This is a genomic window from Pedobacter sp., from assembly GCF_031119335.1.
GTDB lineage: Bacteria > Bacteroidota > Bacteroidia > Sphingobacteriales > Sphingobacteriaceae > Pedobacter.
The window spans coordinates 66,620-84,227 of record NZ_JAVHXT010000016.1 but is presented as its reverse complement, the minus strand read 5'-3'; the positions used below and the strand labels follow the sequence as shown (position 1 = coordinate 84,227).

The 17,608-nt window shown below is 38.5% G+C and carries 9 protein-coding genes; 8 read left to right on the top strand and 1 reads right to left on the bottom strand.

The window, feature by feature from the left end; all coding sequences use genetic code 11:
- Positions 1–28 precede the first annotated feature (28 nt).
- From REI64_RS15555 to REI64_RS15520, 8 genes are all read left to right on the top strand, one after another.
- Positions 29–931 carry a diacylglycerol kinase family protein gene (locus REI64_RS15555; RefSeq protein WP_308851062.1) on the top strand — a complete coding sequence of 301 codons (903 nt, stop codon included), beginning with the start codon at positions 29–31 and terminating at the stop codon, positions 929–931.
- 9 nt (positions 932–940) lie between these two features.
- Positions 941–2,251, top strand: coding sequence for a M23 family metallopeptidase (locus tag REI64_RS15550; RefSeq protein ID WP_308851061.1), 1,311 nt, complete (start codon positions 941–943; stop codon positions 2,249–2,251).
- A gap of 113 nt (positions 2,252–2,364) precedes the next feature.
- Positions 2,365–3,579, top strand: a complete 1,215-nt coding sequence (locus tag REI64_RS15545) for a DUF1343 domain-containing protein (protein WP_308851060.1) — start codon at positions 2,365–2,367, stop codon at positions 3,577–3,579.
- 92 nt (positions 3,580–3,671) lie between these two features.
- Complete coding sequence (locus tag REI64_RS15540; RefSeq protein ID WP_308851059.1) at positions 3,672–4,253, top strand: RNA polymerase sigma-70 factor; 582 nt, start codon at positions 3,672–3,674, stop codon at positions 4,251–4,253.
- 84 nt (positions 4,254–4,337) lie between these two features.
- Positions 4,338–5,477: a FecR domain-containing protein gene (locus REI64_RS15535; RefSeq protein WP_308851058.1), complete on the top strand. Its 1,140-nt coding sequence runs from the start codon at positions 4,338–4,340 to the stop codon at positions 5,475–5,477.
- 123 nt (positions 5,478–5,600) lie between these two features.
- On the top strand, positions 5,601–9,038 hold the full coding sequence (locus REI64_RS15530) for a TonB-dependent receptor (protein ID WP_308851057.1): 3,438 nt from the start codon (positions 5,601–5,603) through the stop codon (positions 9,036–9,038).
- Between the two features lie 25 nt (positions 9,039–9,063).
- On the top strand, positions 9,064–10,401 hold the full coding sequence (locus REI64_RS15525; protein WP_308851056.1) for a RagB/SusD family nutrient uptake outer membrane protein: 1,338 nt from the start codon (positions 9,064–9,066) through the stop codon (positions 10,399–10,401).
- A 143-nt stretch (positions 10,402–10,544) separates the two neighbouring features.
- The gene (locus tag REI64_RS15520; protein WP_308851055.1) at positions 10,545–13,112 is read left to right on the top strand and encodes a zinc-dependent metalloprotease; all 2,568 of its coding nucleotides are present in this window, start codon (positions 10,545–10,547) and stop codon (positions 13,110–13,112) included.
- A gap of 361 nt (positions 13,113–13,473) precedes the next feature.
- On the opposite strand, the gene gcvP is transcribed toward REI64_RS15520, so the two are convergent.
- Positions 13,474–16,353 (bottom strand): aminomethyl-transferring glycine dehydrogenase, encoded by a 2,880-nt coding sequence (gcvP, locus tag REI64_RS15515; RefSeq protein WP_308851054.1) that lies wholly within the window; start codon positions 16,351–16,353, stop codon positions 13,474–13,476.
- Between the last annotated feature and the right edge of the window lie 1,255 nt (positions 16,354–17,608).

The window sequence follows — 17,608 nt, the reverse complement described above, 5'->3', positions numbered from 1 at the left end:
TGACAAGAAATGAAAATAGATTAGTCTTATGAAAATTGAGCAGACCAAAATACAGTTGATACACAACCCAACAGCTGGCGCCGAAGAGCACGAAGCTGATCATCTAGTTGAGCTATTGCAGGCGGCAGGTTACAAGTGCAATTATTCATCCTCAAAAAAGAAAATCCTTAAAAAAGTAGCTACAGATGTAAAGTATATTGCAGTTGCAGGTGGTGACGGCACTGTGCGCAAAGCGATTTTAGCCATGCTAGATAAAAAGCTAAAGTACAAAAGACCAGTAGCAGTTTTACCTTTGGGAACGGCGAATAACATTGCTAGTTCTTTAGCGATAGAAGAAAACTTAAGATTAAATACAGATGCTTGGCGAAAGGAAAAATTTCAAAAATTGGACATTGGTGTGGCTAGAACTCGTAAAGATGAAGAATATTTTATCGAATCCTTCGGTTTTGGCTTGTTTCCCGCTTTAATGAAATGGATGGATGAAAAACCTTCGACATCCTCAGAAGAACCAGAAGATGAGGTAAAACAAGCTCACAATGCTTTATTGCACTTAGCTAAGCATTACGAACCTATCAAAGCGTCAATGGTTTACGACGGAAAAGAGGTAAGCGACGAGTTCTTAATGATTGAGTTGCTCAATATCTCTCGCTTAGGACCTAAATTACAGTTGGCAAAAGCAGATCCAGGTGATGGTTTGTTAGAATTAGTTGTGGTTAAAGCTAATCAACGCCCAGTTTTAATCAAGTATTTCGAAGAAATGGCTGCAGGTAAGAAACCCATTTTTCCAATTAAGTCTGTACCTGTAAATCAGATTAAAATCTCTTCTGATACAAAAGACATTCATGTAGATGATGAAATAAAGGAAGTTAAATTGCCTACTTGGAATGTTAGTCTTTTACCTCACATGGTAGATGTGATTTTAACAAAATAAGTCGTTTTTATGGAGTTTAAGCCGTTCTATTTATTAATTCTGATTTCTTTAACAGTTGCTTGTAAGAGTGGACCATTCAATTTATTAAAGCCAGCATCGCCACACCAACAATATGAAAGGAAGCTGGTTAATGCTGGTTTAGATCAAAATACAATGGGCAGAGCTTGGATCACCAAAGCCAATAGTTTATTGCCGAATGCCGTTGGTGTAAAAGTACCCTACAAAGAAACTGGTTATTTCGCAGCAGATAAAGTTGATGGCGCTAGTTTTAAGTTCACGCTACAGCGTGGGCAATTACTTACCGCTAGGTTAGCTAAACAATCGGTAAGCAATTTCGCTATTTACATGGATATTTGGGAACGAAAAGACGATGGTGAGTTCAAAGTACTCGCATTTGCCGATAGTTTAGGTGCACAAATACAATTGGAAGCGAAAAGGAGTGGGGAGTATTTCTTGCGTTTACAGCCAGAATTGTTAGGGAGTGGCTCTTATACTTTAGAGTTGGCTATTGGTCCATCTTTGGCATACCCCTTAAAAGCAGTAAATAGAAAGCAAATTCAAAGTTTTTATGGTGTAGGTAGAGATAACAATACTCGAAGACATGAAGGAATTGATATTTTTTCGGGCTTTAGAACGCCAGTTCTGGCAATTGCCGAAGGCACCGTAACTCGTGTTAACGAAAATAATCTAGGCGGAAAAGTAGTTTGGCTTCGTCCAAAAGGGAAAGACTATACTTTATATTACGCACATTTAGATGAGCAGGTAGCCACTGCTGGGCAGCAAGTGTTAATAGGAGATACCGTAGGACTAATGGGGAATACAGGCAATGCCAAAACGACACCGCCACATCTACATTTCGGCATTTATACCAGTGAAGGTGCGGTAGATCCGTTGCCGTTTGTTGATCCATTAATTCCTGCTGTACAAAATATCAGTAGTGATATTGCTAAACTTAATGCTACGCTTCGTACTTTAAACAGATCGGTAGACGTGGCTGACAATCAAGAGTTGTTAAATCCAGAAAGTTTAAAGCAAAGCACAGTGGTAAGAGTTTTGGCAGCTGTTGGAAATCAATATAAAATAGAACTTCCAAATGGCAAAATAGCTTATGTAGCTCATAAATCTCTAGTAGAAACAAAACCACTAAATACACGTAAAATTGCAGTGTCAAATCAGCAATTGCTCGATTATCCAAATGCAATAGCTGGTGTTAAAACAACACTTAATGTGGGGCAAACCGTAAATGTACTAGGTAATTTCGAGGATTTTCAGTTGGTAAGTACAAGTGGCGGAGAAATAGGCTGGCTAAGCTTACGATAGAATATTCTAAGGTAAGTTTCAAAAATGTTGCAAAAACCTGCAAAAACAAGTAAAATCTGTGATGCTTTTTTAGATTTGTTGATTATCTTTATCGTTAAATCAAATAGATAACCATGAAATTGTTTTCCTTCTTAGCTGTTGCTGCGCTATTATTCTCATGTTCGCCAAAAATTAAGGCAACCAAAACAGATATCACTCACTCTGGAATAAAAACCGGTGCAGAACAAACAGAGTTGTACTTACCCTTAATTAAAGATAAGAGGGTAGCCATATTAGCCAACCAGACTTCCATTATTGGGAAAACACATCTCGTTGATAGTTTGCAAAAATTGGGAGTTAACATTGTAAAAGTGTTTGGTCCTGAGCATGGTTTTAGAGGTAATGCTAGTGCTGGGGCAAAAGTTTCTGATGAGGTTGATCAACGTACAGGTATTCCTATTATTTCATTATATGGCAAAAAGAATAAGCCAAGTAATGAAGATTTGCAAGATGTAGATATCTTAATTTACGATTTGCAGGATGTAGGTGTACGTTTCTATACCAATATCAATGCGTTATCTCGTTTAATGGAAGCTTGTGAAGCGAATAAAAAGACACTTTTAATTTTAGATCGTCCTAATCCAAATGCGTATTTAATTGATGGGCCGATATTGGATATGAAGTATAAATCGGGTATTGGAATGTTTCCAATTCCTATGTCGCATGGGTTAACCGTTGCCGAGTTTGCACAAATGGCAAATGGCGAAGGTTGGTTAACAAATAAAGTAAAAGCGGATTTAAAAATCATTCCTGTGGCTAATTATAACCACGATATGCCTTACACTTTGCCGGTGCCACCATCACCAAATTTGAATACACAACAGGCTATTTTGTTGTATCCAAGCGTGTGTATGTTCGAGGGCGTATATGTAAACCACGGTCGTGGGACTTATGATCCTTTTACCATCTTGGGAAGTCCGGCTTACAAGGGAATTTACAGTTTCAACTTTACGCCAAAAAGCATTAAAGGCATGGCCGAAAGCCCAATTTTTATGGATGAAGTTTGCTATGGTATTGATCTGCGCAACTATGATACGCAGAAGTTAGTAAAAAGCAAAAAAATCAATTTCGAGTGGATTATGGAACTCTACAAAGCACATCCTAAAAAGGAACAGTTTTTTGAGTCTAAGTTCAGCAATCAAATGAATAACATCGAAATTCAAATTGGCCGCGGCGATTTTAGACAACAAATTATCGATGGTGTGCCTATTGAAACCATAAGAGCAGGCTGGGAGCCAGGGCTAAAAGCTTACAAGGAAATGAGAAAGAAATATCTGCTTTATCCTTAGAGGCAGAAAGAAAGCTAGCAAACTCGTTTTGTTTTTCTATTTTTAACAGCAATTTCTTACCTTAAAACGATAAAGACGCTGTTTAAAGCCTCATGACCAAAAAAACGAAATCAAACTTATTGGATGCCGAACTCATTCTAGAAATAAAGAACGGTAACGAGCAGGCATTTTATGAGTTGTACACGAGGTATAGTGCTTTGTTATTGGTTTATGCTCATCGAAAACTAGCAGATAAAGAAGAGGCAAAAGATGTTGTGCAGGAAGTTTTTGTTCGCTTTTGGGATCAAAGAGCCAATTTAGAGCCAGACTTGCAGGTATCTGCGTATCTTTATAAGGCAGTGCTAAATAAAGTGTTAAATATCTACAAACACAAAGATGTACTGCAACGCTTCGAAACAGAACAAATTAACAGTGTAACCGCTGTAAGCAACGACACCGATTTCCTGATCCGTGAAAAGGAAATTAAAGCCATGATTGATCGGGAAATTGAAGCCATGCCACCACGCATGCGAGAAATCTATCAACTGAAAAAACAATATTTCCTAAGTACCAAAGCTATTGCAGAGAAATTGGATCTTTCTGAACACACCGTTTCTACACAGTTAAAAAGGGCTGCTAAGCTGCTAAAAGACAAGTTCGGCTTAGTTATTTACGTGCTTTATATTCTTCGTTAACAAGAAAATTAACTTTTTTTCATTTCCTTGTACCCATTTTTAAAAGATGAGTTGTTATACCTATAACAAGCATTATAAAAACGAATGGATATTGTTAAAGTAAATGAGTTAGTAGCTAAGTTACGAAACGGAAATCTTTCCAGTTCTGAGGAACAGGAATTGATGGTTTGGCTGCATCATTTTAACATGGATGGGAGTGCTGATTACAGTGATGATGAATTAGAAACCGCTCAACAAGAAATGTGGCAACAAATCGATGTCGCCAAAGTGATACCTATTAAAAATACCAAATCGTTTAAGTTATATAAATGGATTGCATCTGCGGCAGCTATTGTTTTAATAATGCTTGGTGTGTTATTATACAATAGTGCCGATAAAAACCGTTTTTACATTGCTAATGATATTGCAGCTGGTAAAACTGCAGCAACATTAATCTTGGCAGATGGGAGGAAGATAGATTTGGGAAGTTTAAAGTCGGGAGAGGTATTACAGCAAGATGGTCTGGTGGCTTACAAAACAGTAGACGGGCAATTAATCTATGAAATTCAGCCTTTAGCTGCTAAACGAACAAACAACGGCGGGTTAAACACACTTTCTACGGCTAACGGACAAACTTACCAAGTGCTCTTGCCAGATGGTTCGCGAGTTTGGTTAAATGCAGCATCTTCCCTTCAATATGCTACCGACTTTGCCAGCAAAAATCTTCGTGAAGTAACGCTTGAGGGCGAAGCATATTTTGAAGTCAAGAAAGACGATCTTCATCCTTTTAGGGTAAGAACGAAGGCGCAAACTGTGGAAGTACTAGGCACCCATTTCAACATCAGTAATTACCCAGACGAAAGTACTGTAGGTACCACTCTGGTAGAAGGTAGTGTAAAGGTCAAATCGGAAGCTTCGGGGTTTGAGGAGATCCTTCAGCCTAATCAACAAGCTATTGTCAATGCCAGAGGTATTCGAGTAACGACGGTAAAAACTGAAGAAGTAATAGACTGGAAAGATGGAAAGTTTGTTTTCAGCAATGAAAGTATAGAAAGTTTAATGCGAAAAATTGCCAGATGGTACAATGTGGAAGTAGTTTACGAAGGTGAAATAACTAAAGAACGCTTTGGCGGACAAGTATCCAGGTCGCAGCCAATTTCGAAAATATTAGAAGCGCTCCAACTCACAGGATTTGTAGAATTTAAAGCTGAAGGAAGGAGGATTACCGTTTTATCGAATGACTAACATTTAAACGGTAAGTCAAAAAAAACAGGCCCCGACTGCAATCAGGACCTGCAAAAGTTTGATTTATCGCTCAACATTTATTGGACTTAACAACAATTATCAACTAACAACCAAACTAAACAAATGTATAAAATTTACGTGTCAAAATTGACAGGACTGTGGGCCTTGCAGTCTAAATTGTGGAAAGTGATGAGGATAATCATTTTATTGATTTTAGCAGGTGTGTTTAAGGTGCAAGGAAATACCTATGCGCAGAAAATCACACTTAACGAAAAAAACGAGACTTTAGTTACAGTGCTTCAAAAAATTGGTGCACAAAGTGGATATGATTTCGTTTACGGAAATACCACCATCAAAAATGCAAAACCGATAAATATATCGGTAAGTAACGAAGAATTTGAAAACGTATTAAAAAAGGTTTTCGATGGACAAAGATTTACTTATACCATTAGAAACAAAACCGTAGTGCTTTACGATCAGCCAAAAGGTTTCTTTGAAACTATTGGCGATTACTTTAAGGCGATACGACTTACAGGGAAGGTTTTAGACCAAAATAACCAACCGCTGCCAGGAGTAAATGTGCAAGTAAAGGGTAGTGGCACGTTAACTTCTACAGATCAAAATGGTAATTACAGTATCACGGTGCCCGATGAAAATGCAGTTCTAGTATTCAGCTATATAGGTTTCGATACTCGCGAAATTAAAGTTGGCAAGCAAACCAAAATTGATGTAACACTACAAATGACTACCAATAAGTTGGAGGAAACGGTTATCATCGCCTATGGTACACAGAAAAAAACAGATGTGACAGGCTCATTAGCAACCATCTCTGGCGATGCTATTAAAGATTTGCCATCAACCATTAACGTAGAACAGGCTTTGCAGGGTAGAGCGGCAGGGGTAATGGTAATTCAAGAGAGCGGTCAGCCTGGTGCAGCAACAAGGGTTCGTATTAGAGGGGCTTCATCTTTGTTAGGTTCTAATCAGCCTTTATATGTAGTAGATGGTGTGCCTGTAGTAGCTGAAGGAAATATTCCAGCTAACGGTAATGCTTTAAATACCGAATTGATTAATCAAGGTTTAAGTTCACCGTTAAATAACTTAAATCCAGCAGATATTGAGAGTATGACTATATTGAAAGATGCTTCGGCAACTGCAATTTATGGTTCAAGAGCTGCTAATGGTGTTGTAATTATCACTACAAAAAAAGGAAGTGCCAAGACTGGACCAAGCTATACTTTTAATACTACAATAAGTTTACAAGAAGCACAAACGCAAAATGTTTTAAACGCAGCCCAGTTTAGAGAAATTTGGACAGAGGCAGCTAACAATTCAACGTCAACAGCGTTACAAGTACAACAAATTAAAAATGGCACCTACTTTAGGGATGCGGATACAGATTGGGAAAAAGAAGTAAGTCCAGAAAGTGCGCTTTCTAGAAATATTAATGTAGCAGCCAGTGGCGCAACAGATAAGGCGAATTATTATGTGAGTTTTGGTACAATGAACCAAGATGGAACATTTGTAAACTCAGATTTTAAACGCTACAATGCGTTGGTAAATTTAGATATTGCTGCATCAAAAAATATCAAGTTTGGTACTTCTCTAAATCTTTCTTCTTCTAACCAGACTTCTCCAGATGCAAACTTGCTTACTCGTATTTACAATTTTCGTCCCGATTTGCCTGTATATAATCCAGATGGAACTTTCACGTTTTCTGAAGGTCTATCATCAGAAAATCCGGTGGCGTTGTCAAAAGCTAATAATAGGAATACTACAGCGCAAGTTTTCGGTTCAATTTATGGAGAAGCTACTATTGCGAAAGATTTCAAATTACGTTCTGTACTGTCGGTAAATTATAATAATGGTGCATTGCGGAATTTTTATCCAAGCCAAACCGTACGCGGTGGATGGGGCAGAGCAACAGGCGATGGATCTGGTTATGGACAACAAAGTAGCACGCAATATTTATCTCACTTATGGGAAAATACATTAAATTACAATAAAGTATTTGGTGGCGATCACGCTGTTGATGCTGTTTTTGGCGCATCGTGGCAAGGAGATAATACCGAATTTATTTCGGCTTCTGGAATGGGTTTCCCGCAAGATGATATTTTAAATAATCTTTCAAGTGCGAGCAGCAATTTTATCATACAGGGAGGCAAAACACAGAGCGGTTTAGCATCGTTTTTTGGTAGAGCAAACTATGCCTACAAAGGAAAATATATGCTAAGCTTATCTGCTCGTACAGACGGTTCTTCGAAATTTGCGAAAGAGAACAAATGGGCATTTTTTCCAACCATTTCTGGAGCGTGGAGGTTGTCTGAAGAAAACTTTCTAAAAGGAGTTAATTTCTTAAATGAGCTGAAAATACGTGCCAGCATTGGTTTAACTGGACAACAAAATTTTGGCCCGTATCAATGGCGTACACTTTTCGAGGCAGATCAATATGGCGGATTACCGGCTGTTATTCAAACCCAGTTAGGTAACAACCGTTTAAAATGGGAATTAACTACACAAACCGATGTAGGTTTAGATTTTGAATTGTTTAAAGGCCGTTTGGGAGGTACTTTAGATTACTATGTGAAAGATACCAAGGACTTACTTTTTACAGTGGTATTGCCAGGGAGTTCAGGTTTTGCAAGTACAATTGCTAATCTAGGGCGTAGTCAAAATAAAGGTTTCGAGATTACGCTAAACGGCGATATCATTAAAGCAAAAGATTTTCAATGGAACTTGTCGGTAAATGCTTCCTTTAATAGAAACAAGCTCGTTTCGCTAAACAGTGACTTTTTCAATCCAGCTACCGGAAATATTTCTCCACCTTCTACGGGTTATAACTTAAGAATAGGTGCTCCATTCGGTTTAATTTATGGCCGTGTGGCCGATGGGCTGATCCAAACTCAGGCGGAGTTAGATGCTTTAAATGCAGGTTCATCTACAGGTGTTTATCAAAATGCAAATACACGACCTGGGGATATTAAGTTTAGGGATTTAAATGGTGATGGTAGAATTACTTCCGACGATCAAACTGTAATTGGAAATGCACTTCCTGATGTAATGGGTGGTTTTACAAATACGTTTAGATACAAAGGATTAAGTCTAATCGCATTATTTACCTATTCGCAAGGAAATGATTTACGTTGGAGTACATTATCTGCTAATGTAAATTATGCTGCAGTTGCATCTGGAGAGAATAAAATGGATTTGGCTTATAATCGTTGGAGACCAGATGCGCCAAGTAACATTCCTAGAGCCGTTTATGGAGATCCAAATCAAAATGCTTTGATTTCTAGCTACTACGTTTACGACGGATCTTTTATTAGGCTGAAGAATGTGACTTTAGCTTACGCTTTACCTAAAACTTGGTTAGCTAAAACGGGTTTCATCAAAAGTTTAGAAGTTAATGCAACTGGCACAAATTTATTCACAATTACGAACTATCCAGGTCCAAATCCAGAAACATCCAATTTGTTTAATAACGATTTAAGTGCAGGACTAGACTCGAGTCGTTTCCCGATTGCTAAAGTCTACACGTTTGGTTTAAGAGCAGCATTTTAATTTCATCAACTAATAGCAAATTACAATGAAAAAAATATATCAATTGCTACTGTTATCACTTTTATTTAGTGCTTGTAGCTTGACGGAAGTTTTAGAAGTAACTCCTCCTAACAACCTAACTCCAGATAACGTAGCGAAAAACAAGGAGGGAGCTAAAAATTTACTAAATGGTGCTTATGCATTACTGCACGCCCAACATTATTATATGCACACGGAGCTAATTCCATCTACTTTAGGAGGTACGATGCGTAGAGCCACTGTGCCAGACATCCAGTTCCAAGACAATAACCTCAATCCGCAGATTGCAAACGTAAACAGCTTTTGGACTGCTTTCTATAAGATGATTAATCAAACCAATTGGGTTGTTCAGCTAATTGGAGAACTGCCAGAAGGCGAACTTACTGCTACGGAAAGAGATCAAATGTTGGGACAAGCAAGAGCTTTAAGAGCAATGGCAACTTTCGATGCTTTGCGATACTTTGGTCAGTTTTACAATTTGAATAGTGCGTATGGTGTAATCGTAAGAACCGATGCAATAGATTTTACTACTCGACACACCAAACGTAGTACCGTTGCAGAAACTTACACACAAATCTTAAGTGATTTAGATTACGCCATAACCAACGCTCCCGATTTCACTAAGTCAACTTTATTTTCAAAAACTGCTGCTAAAGCTTTAAAAGCTCGTGTGCTATTGTTTAGAGGTGAGTATGCTAGTGCGGCGACCTTAGCCGATGAAGTTATTTTGGAGAACAAACGCTCTTTAAGTCCAACTTTTGCAAGAGTATTTGCTGACGGCTTTACTTCTACAGAAATGATATTTATGCGTGCTACAGATGCAGTTACCTTTGTGGCAGATCGTAAAAAATTCACTTACACCAATAATGCAACAATTGTTAGTCCTTGGTTAAAAACCTTTATGACTGGTGACCCACGTGTGGCTGCTTCTTTTAATGCAACTAGCAATAATATTATCAAGGTGAATAATGCGGCAGCTTTTGCACCAACATATTTTATCCGTTTGGTAGAGATGTATTTGATTAAAGCAGAAGGTTTAACACGTTCTGATGCGCCCTTGGCAGATGCTAAAATTCCGTTACAAACTATTATGAGTAGGGCTTGGGGAGCGCCAAGGGTTTCGGCAGCGACAACCAAGGCTGCTTTGTTAGATGAAATTCATGCAGAATACATCAAAGAATTATGCTTTGAGAACGGTAGCGATTGGTTTGCAAATATCCGCTTTGGTAAAATTTCTGCAATTAAGCCAACCGTGACCAATGTCAATCAATACATTTTACCCATACCAGAATCGGAAACGGTAGGCAATAATTTATTCGGCAGGCAAAACCCTGGTTACGAGTAAAAGTAAATTTAATCTTCCCAAGTCCTCCCTCTTTAATTCTCCCTCTAGAGGGAGATACATGGTGCATAGGCAATATGTATATCCCCCTCAAGAGGGGGCAGGGGGAGGATTTATAAGTATAACAACACACAAAAAGAAATTCAATGTACAACAACATAAAAATCCTATTATTAGGAACGGCATTTCTTCTTTGCTTGCAAGCAAATGCACAAGTGAAAAAACCTACAGATACCGCAATTGTTAGTAAAACAGCTACAGATGGTATCAAAAATTTTCAGGCTTTTTTTAAGGATGGCGTAGTTTCAGATACTGGGATGTTCATTAGCCACAAAGCTAACAACAGTTATTTTTTCGAAATTCCTGATAGCTTGTTAAGACGCGATATGCTGATGGTTTCTACACGTGTAGCCATGAGCAGCAGCGATTTTGAACAAATGGTAGCTGGCGAGCGAGCGCAACCAGGTTTAATGCTGCAATGGGATAAATCGCCCGATGGTAAATACATTTACCTTAGAAAAGTAACTTCTAGGGTAGCTTTGAAATTTACTGGTGTAGATACTAGCTTTAGAAAAGCGCTAGAACTGCAAACTTTAGATCCTATATTGATGTCTTTCCCCATAAAAGCTAAAGGAAAGAATGGTAAAAATGCCATCGTAGATATTCAACAGCTTTTTGTAGCTGATGTAAAGGATATCAGTCCTTTTGCACAACATCCCATTCAAAAAGCGATGGGTATCCCCGATAAAAAATATAAGGTAGAAACAGACCGTTCTTACATTGAGGGAGTGCAAAGTTTCGATAAAAACATCGAAGTACGTAGCTTGATTACCTTCACCAATGCCGAGGATATTTACTCGATTTTAGTGAACAGATCTATGGTGTTGCTGCCAGAAAAACCAATGATGGGCAGGTATGCGGATGATAGGGTAGGTTATTTCACCAAAACTTTCACCACGTTTAACGAAAGTGAGGCAACTGGAAGCAAAGCCTACATCAATAGATGGAAATTAGAACCAAAACCCGAAGATGTTGAGAAAATGAAAAGAGGTGAATTGGTTGAGCCAGCAAAGCCTATTGTATTTTATTTAGATGCATCTACACCACAAAAATGGAAAGAGTACATTAGAAAAGGGGTAGAAGATTGGAAGCCTGCTTTCGAAGCTGCCGGATTTAAAAATGCCATCATGGCTAAGGATGTTCCGCTGAATGATCCAAAATTTAATGCAGAAGATATTCGTTATTCGGTGATTAGATATACGGCATCGGCTATTCCAAATGCTAAAGGTCCTTCGGTTATCGACCCACGTTCTGGAGAGATTTTAGAATCGGATGTTATCATTTACCACAATATCCTGCAAATTCTTTCGCAGTGGCGATTTGCACAAACTGCAGCCAATGATCCTTCGGTACGTTCAGGTAAATTATCTGACGAAGTTTTAGGCGAAGCTATTCGTTATGTTGCAGCTCACGAAATTGGTCACTCGTTAGGTTTACGTCACAACATGGGTGCATCTTACGCATTTCCTGTAGATTCGTTGCGTTCTGCTTCTTTCACGCAAAAGTATGGCACTACGCCCTCAATTATGGATTATGCCCGTAATAATTACATCGCTCAACCAGAAGATAAAGGAGTGAAGCTAACGCCGCCGTTGTTAGGTGTTTATGATAAGTACGCTATTAGCTGGGGCTATAAAAATGTGGAGGCCAATACACCAGACGAAGAAACAAAAACGCTAAATGCTTGGATTGCCAAACATGCCAATGATCCAAATTATAGGTTTGCCGAGGGCGATGTAAATGCAAGTGACCCATCTTCACAAAGAGAAAGTTTAGGTGATGATGTGGTGAAAGCTAGCAGGTATGGTGTGAAAAATACCCGCTATATTTTAAGTAATATGCGTAATTGGATGAACCAGCCGGGTGAGAAATACGATGATTTGGAAGATATGTATTTGGCGGTGCTAAATCAGTATAATAGATATTTGGGGCATGTAGGAGCGGTTGTTGGCGGTACTTTTCAGTATTATCCGGTGCAGGGACAAGCGCAGCCTACTTATCGTTTCACTTCGAAAAAGCAAAATGAAGAAGCTGTTGCTTTTATGTTAGAGCAATACCGTCAGCTGCCGGTTTGGTTAAACGCTTTGCCAAAGGATATGATTATTTACGAAAAAGCTGGAAGTGTAAAACGTATTGTTACGGTAAGCACTTATGTAGAGCGTTTGGTGAAGAAAAGTTTCCAAGCAGAGTTGTTAAACGTAGGTAAGTTAGTGCATTTAACCAATAACGGCTTGCATAACACTAATGGCTATAGCGCTACCGATCTGCTAAATCAAATTAGAAATGATGCTTTTGCTGAAAGCAGAAAGTCGCTAAATTACTACGATCAATTGATACAAGCAGTTTATGTAGATAGATTGATTAACCTTTCTGCGTTAAAGAAAAGTGCAGCTAATGCTAAAGGTTTTGCGGGTACCTCGAATAACGATAACAATTGTTTTGAGTTGTTTGAGAATGTTGAAGCAGATAAGCAGCTTTATTTCCAATACATGGATTTAGTGGGCACAGATAAGCAATTTAAGGTAGAAACCTTAGCCATCTCAGAGTTGAATAGGGTTAGAACTTTGGTTAAGCAACGTCTGCAAACGAGCAATGGAGAAGTTGCAGATCATTACAGGTATTTATTGAAAAAGATAGATTTGACATTGGATTAATTACTTTGCTTTAAACGTAGCAAATTAAGACTTCCGAAGTTTGAAAACTTTGGAAGTCTTTTTTTTGCGCCAAGTTAGGTGTTTGTTTTTTGCAGAAGTTTGAGTTAAATAAACCTGATGGAAGCGAACACGTAGCGGCAAACCTGTGTGTTTGCCCGAAGTAAAGCGGACAGCAGGACGAACATTAAAATGAAATAGTGTCTTTGCTTTTCAAATAAATAATAGATCCTTCGCTGCACTTAGGATGGAAGGTAGGTTAAAAAAATAGCCCGAACGCTTGTCCGAGCTATTGAGTGTTGTAAGTAAGAGGCTTGGCAAAATAGATTGCCACGTCGTGCCTCCTCGCAATGACGCGTGATTGTTATGCCATTGCTTCTTCTTCCATATAGCTTTCTAAAGGAGGGCAAGCGCAAATCAAAGAGCGGTCTCCGTGACTATCGTTTACTCTACCCACCGAGGGCCAGAATTTGTAAGCAGCTACATAAGGTAATGGGAAAGCAGCAGTTTGACGGCTATAACCGTGGTTCCACTCATTTCCAGTTACTACAGCAGCAGTGTGTGGCGCATTTTTCAATGGATTATCTACTTTATCTAAAGTACCAGTTTCAACCTCGCTAATTTCATTTCTGATGGCAATTAAAGCATCGCAGAAACGATCTAACTCGTGCTTAGGCTCACTTTCAGTTGGCTCAACCATTAAGGTTCCAGCAACTGGGAAAGAAACCGTAGGAGCGTGGAAACCATAATCCATCAAACGTTTAGCGATATCAACCACCTCGATACCGAAGTTTTTGAAACCACGACAATCTAAAATCATCTCGTGTGCACAACGACCATTCGCACCTGCATATAATACAGGGAAATGTTGTTCTAAACGAGCTTTCATGTAGTTGGCGTTTAAGATGGCATATTTGGTAGCATTAGTTAAGCCTTCAGCACCCATCATAGCGATGTAAGCGTGAGAAATTAACAAAATACTAGCTGAACCCCAAGGTGCAGAAGATACTGCTGGGATAGATTTTCCTTTTTCGATATCTACCACAGCGTGACCAGGTAAGTAAGGCACTAAGTGTGCTGCCACACCAATTGGACCCATACCAGGACCACCGCCACCATGAGGAATACAGAAAGTTTTGTGTAAGTTTAAGTGACAAACATCGGCACCGATATTAGCTGGGCTAGTTAAGCCTACTTGTGCGTTCATGTTGGCACCATCCATGTAAACCTGTCCGCCGTTTTCGTGGATTACTTTACAGATTTCGATGATACTCTCTTCGAATACACCGTGGGTAGAAGGGTAGGTTACCATTAAGCAAGAAAGGTTTGCTGCATGTTCTGCTGCTTTTGCTTTCAGGTCTTCTACGTCAATTTCACCTTTCTCGGTAGATTTAACTACAACGATTTTCATTCCGGCCATTGCTGCAGAAGCAGGGTTGGTACCGTGTGCCGAAGCAGGAATTAAAGCGATATTTCTATGGTGGTCGCCACGATCTTGGTGGTAAGCTCTAATGACCATTAAACCTGCATACTCGCCTTGAGCACCAGCGTTTGGTTGGAAACTCATGGCAGCAAAGCCTGTGATTTCGCTTAACCATTTATCCAACTCATCAAATACGGTGTAGTAACCTAGAACTTGGTCGGCAGGAGCAAAAGGATGTATCTTGCTAAACTCTGGCCAAGTTACTGGTATCATTTCTGTAGTTGCGTTTAACTTCATGGTACATGAACCTAAAGCAATCATTGAATGACAAAGTGATAAATCTTTAGTTTCTAATGATTTGATATAACGCAACATCTCATGTTCTGAGTGGTGCGAGTTGAATACTGGGTGTGTTAAATATGCAGAAGTACGTTGTAATTCAGCTGGAATAGTAGTGCTTACTTTGTTAACCACAACTACGCTGTCTGTAGCAATTGCTTTCACTTTAGAGAAGATACGAACCAATAAACTTACGTCTTCGAAGTTGGTAGTTTCATCTAAAGAGATGGTTGCTTTAGTACCTTGATAGTTTAAATTGATGTTATTATCTAAACAATCTTTATGGATGGCACCTTTTAAATCGCCTAGTTCAACTTCAATAGTATCAAAATAAGCTTTGTTGCTTACGTTATAACCTGCCGCTTTTAACGATTCTGCTAATGAAACCGTTAAACCGTGTGTACGCTCAGCAATTAATTTTAAGCCTTTAGGGCCGTGGTAAGCAGCATAAAAACCTGCCATAATAGCTAACAGAGCCTGTGCAGTACAAATATTTGAAGTCGCTTTATCTCTACGGATGTGTTGCTCACGAGTTTGCAAAGCCATACGTAAAGCGTAGTTTTCGTTGCTATCGATAGTTACACCAATAATACGACCTGGAATTGAACGTTTGTATTCATCCTTCGTAGCAAAAAATGCAGCGTGTGGACCACCAAATCCCATTGGAATACCGAAACGTTGCGTAGTACCAACTACTACATCAGCACCCCATTCTCCCGGAGGAGTTAATAGCGTTAAGCTTAACAAATCTGCAATTACGGTTAACTTTACGTTTTGTGCGTGTAAAGCGTTTGCTAAATTGCTATAGTTGTAAACTTCGCCATTACCTGCCGGATATTGTACAATAGCACCGAAAAACTCTGCCGTAGGCTCAAAAGTTTCGTGGTTGCCAATTACCAATTCGATACCGAAAGGATTGGCTCTTGTTTTAAGAATATCGATAGTTTGAGCGAAAATAGCTTCAGAAACGAAGTACTTATTGCCCTGCTCTTTTTTACGCAAGCTGTATTGCATAAACATCGCCTCGGCAGCAGCCGTACCTTCGTCTAATAGAGAAGCGTTTGCAATCTCCATTCCCGTTAGGTCAATAACCATGGTTTGGAAATTTAACAAAGCCTGTAAACGACCTTGTGCAATTTCTGCTTGGTAAGGCGTATATTGTGTGTACCATCCTGGGTTTTCGAATACGTTACGTAAAATTACACCAGGGGTGATGTTGTCATAATATCCTTGTCCGATATAAGATTTGAAAACCTTATTTAAAGACGCAGTTTGCTTTAAGGTTGTTAAATAATCAACCTCAGATTTTGCTTCTGGCAAATTTAAACCTTGCTTTAACCTGATAGTTGCCGGAACTGTTTGTTCAATTAATTCGTCGATAGAATTAACACCTACAGTTTCTAACATTGCCTTAGTATCGGCCTCGTTTGGCGCAATATGGCGGTCTTTAAAATTCTCTTGGTAATGGATGTTTAAGCTCATTGAATGCTAGCATTTTTAATGCCGCAAAGGTAAGAATTTTAAAGGAGATATTATCGTAACAAATCCTTAATAAAAGTGATTTTAGAGCTGATAAAATCTATGGTTTTTGTAGGTAAAAGGAGGGATGTAGGTTAGTGGTTAATATCAAACGTTTGAATTTCAACTTTGGTGATTTTAAACTGGGCGCAGTGTAGTTGAGAAATCTTTGGATTATAATAAATGTTTTTTGAAAAGCAGGTTTTGTTTTCCATAGCTCCCGATAGCCCTGCTATACACTTCTCCCGATGAAACCTATGCAAAGGGAAAGCATATCATTACAAACGTCATTAGAAGATTAAAATCGGGATCCGTTACTATCAGGTTTAGTTTACAAAATGCTGTGCTAAAATGTTAAGATAGCCACATCAAGCTCCTGTGTCGCCAATTTGAATTAGAAATTGCTACTCTCCTACGAGGATGCTTAGACCTATCAAAGAAGAGTTCGTAAACACATGCAATAGTAAAGGATATTGAAATCCAAATCTAACCCTCGTATAACCAGCCACACTTGCACTAAACAGCTGAGGCAAGGTCAAAACTGGAAGTAGTAACAGATTGGTTAAATTAAGTTCGAAATTGAATATATGCAACCAAGCGAACAAGACGCATGAAGTGTAATATATCATCTTAAAATTTCGTATCCAAAACTTGGTTAGATATGATTTAATAGTGTTTTTCCTAACTAGAAAATATATCAAGCCACCCATTAACAATGCAATACCTAATCTAACGAAAAATGTGTCGTCATATTCACTAAGTTTAACATGGAACACCAATTTTGTAATCAAATAATAAGTAGCGGCGGCAGAACTAAAGCTTAGGTATATGGGGTTAAATATCAAGGAAAGTCTGAATAACACTTCTTCAAATAGAGGAAGTAGTAGTCCGCCTACTAGTAGATATATTAACGGAGTAAAACGAGACGACATCGAAGCATCAGTAAGATTTTTAGGTTCATAAAAAGCACCAATGATACTTGCTATGGCAACGGAAAAGCTTATTTTTAAAATAAAAAGTATAACCGAAATTAGGATTTTCTGTGTTACACTTTTTTCGATTTTTGATAAATTTAAAGATGGATGAAATAGGAATTGAAAGAAATCGTTAAATGCTGATTTATAGAATTTAATATCAAATAGTAGTAATTTATCCATGTAGTTTGTTTGTCTAATTGAGATACAAACAAGCTTGAAATGTTACAGTATTTAGGTTTAAT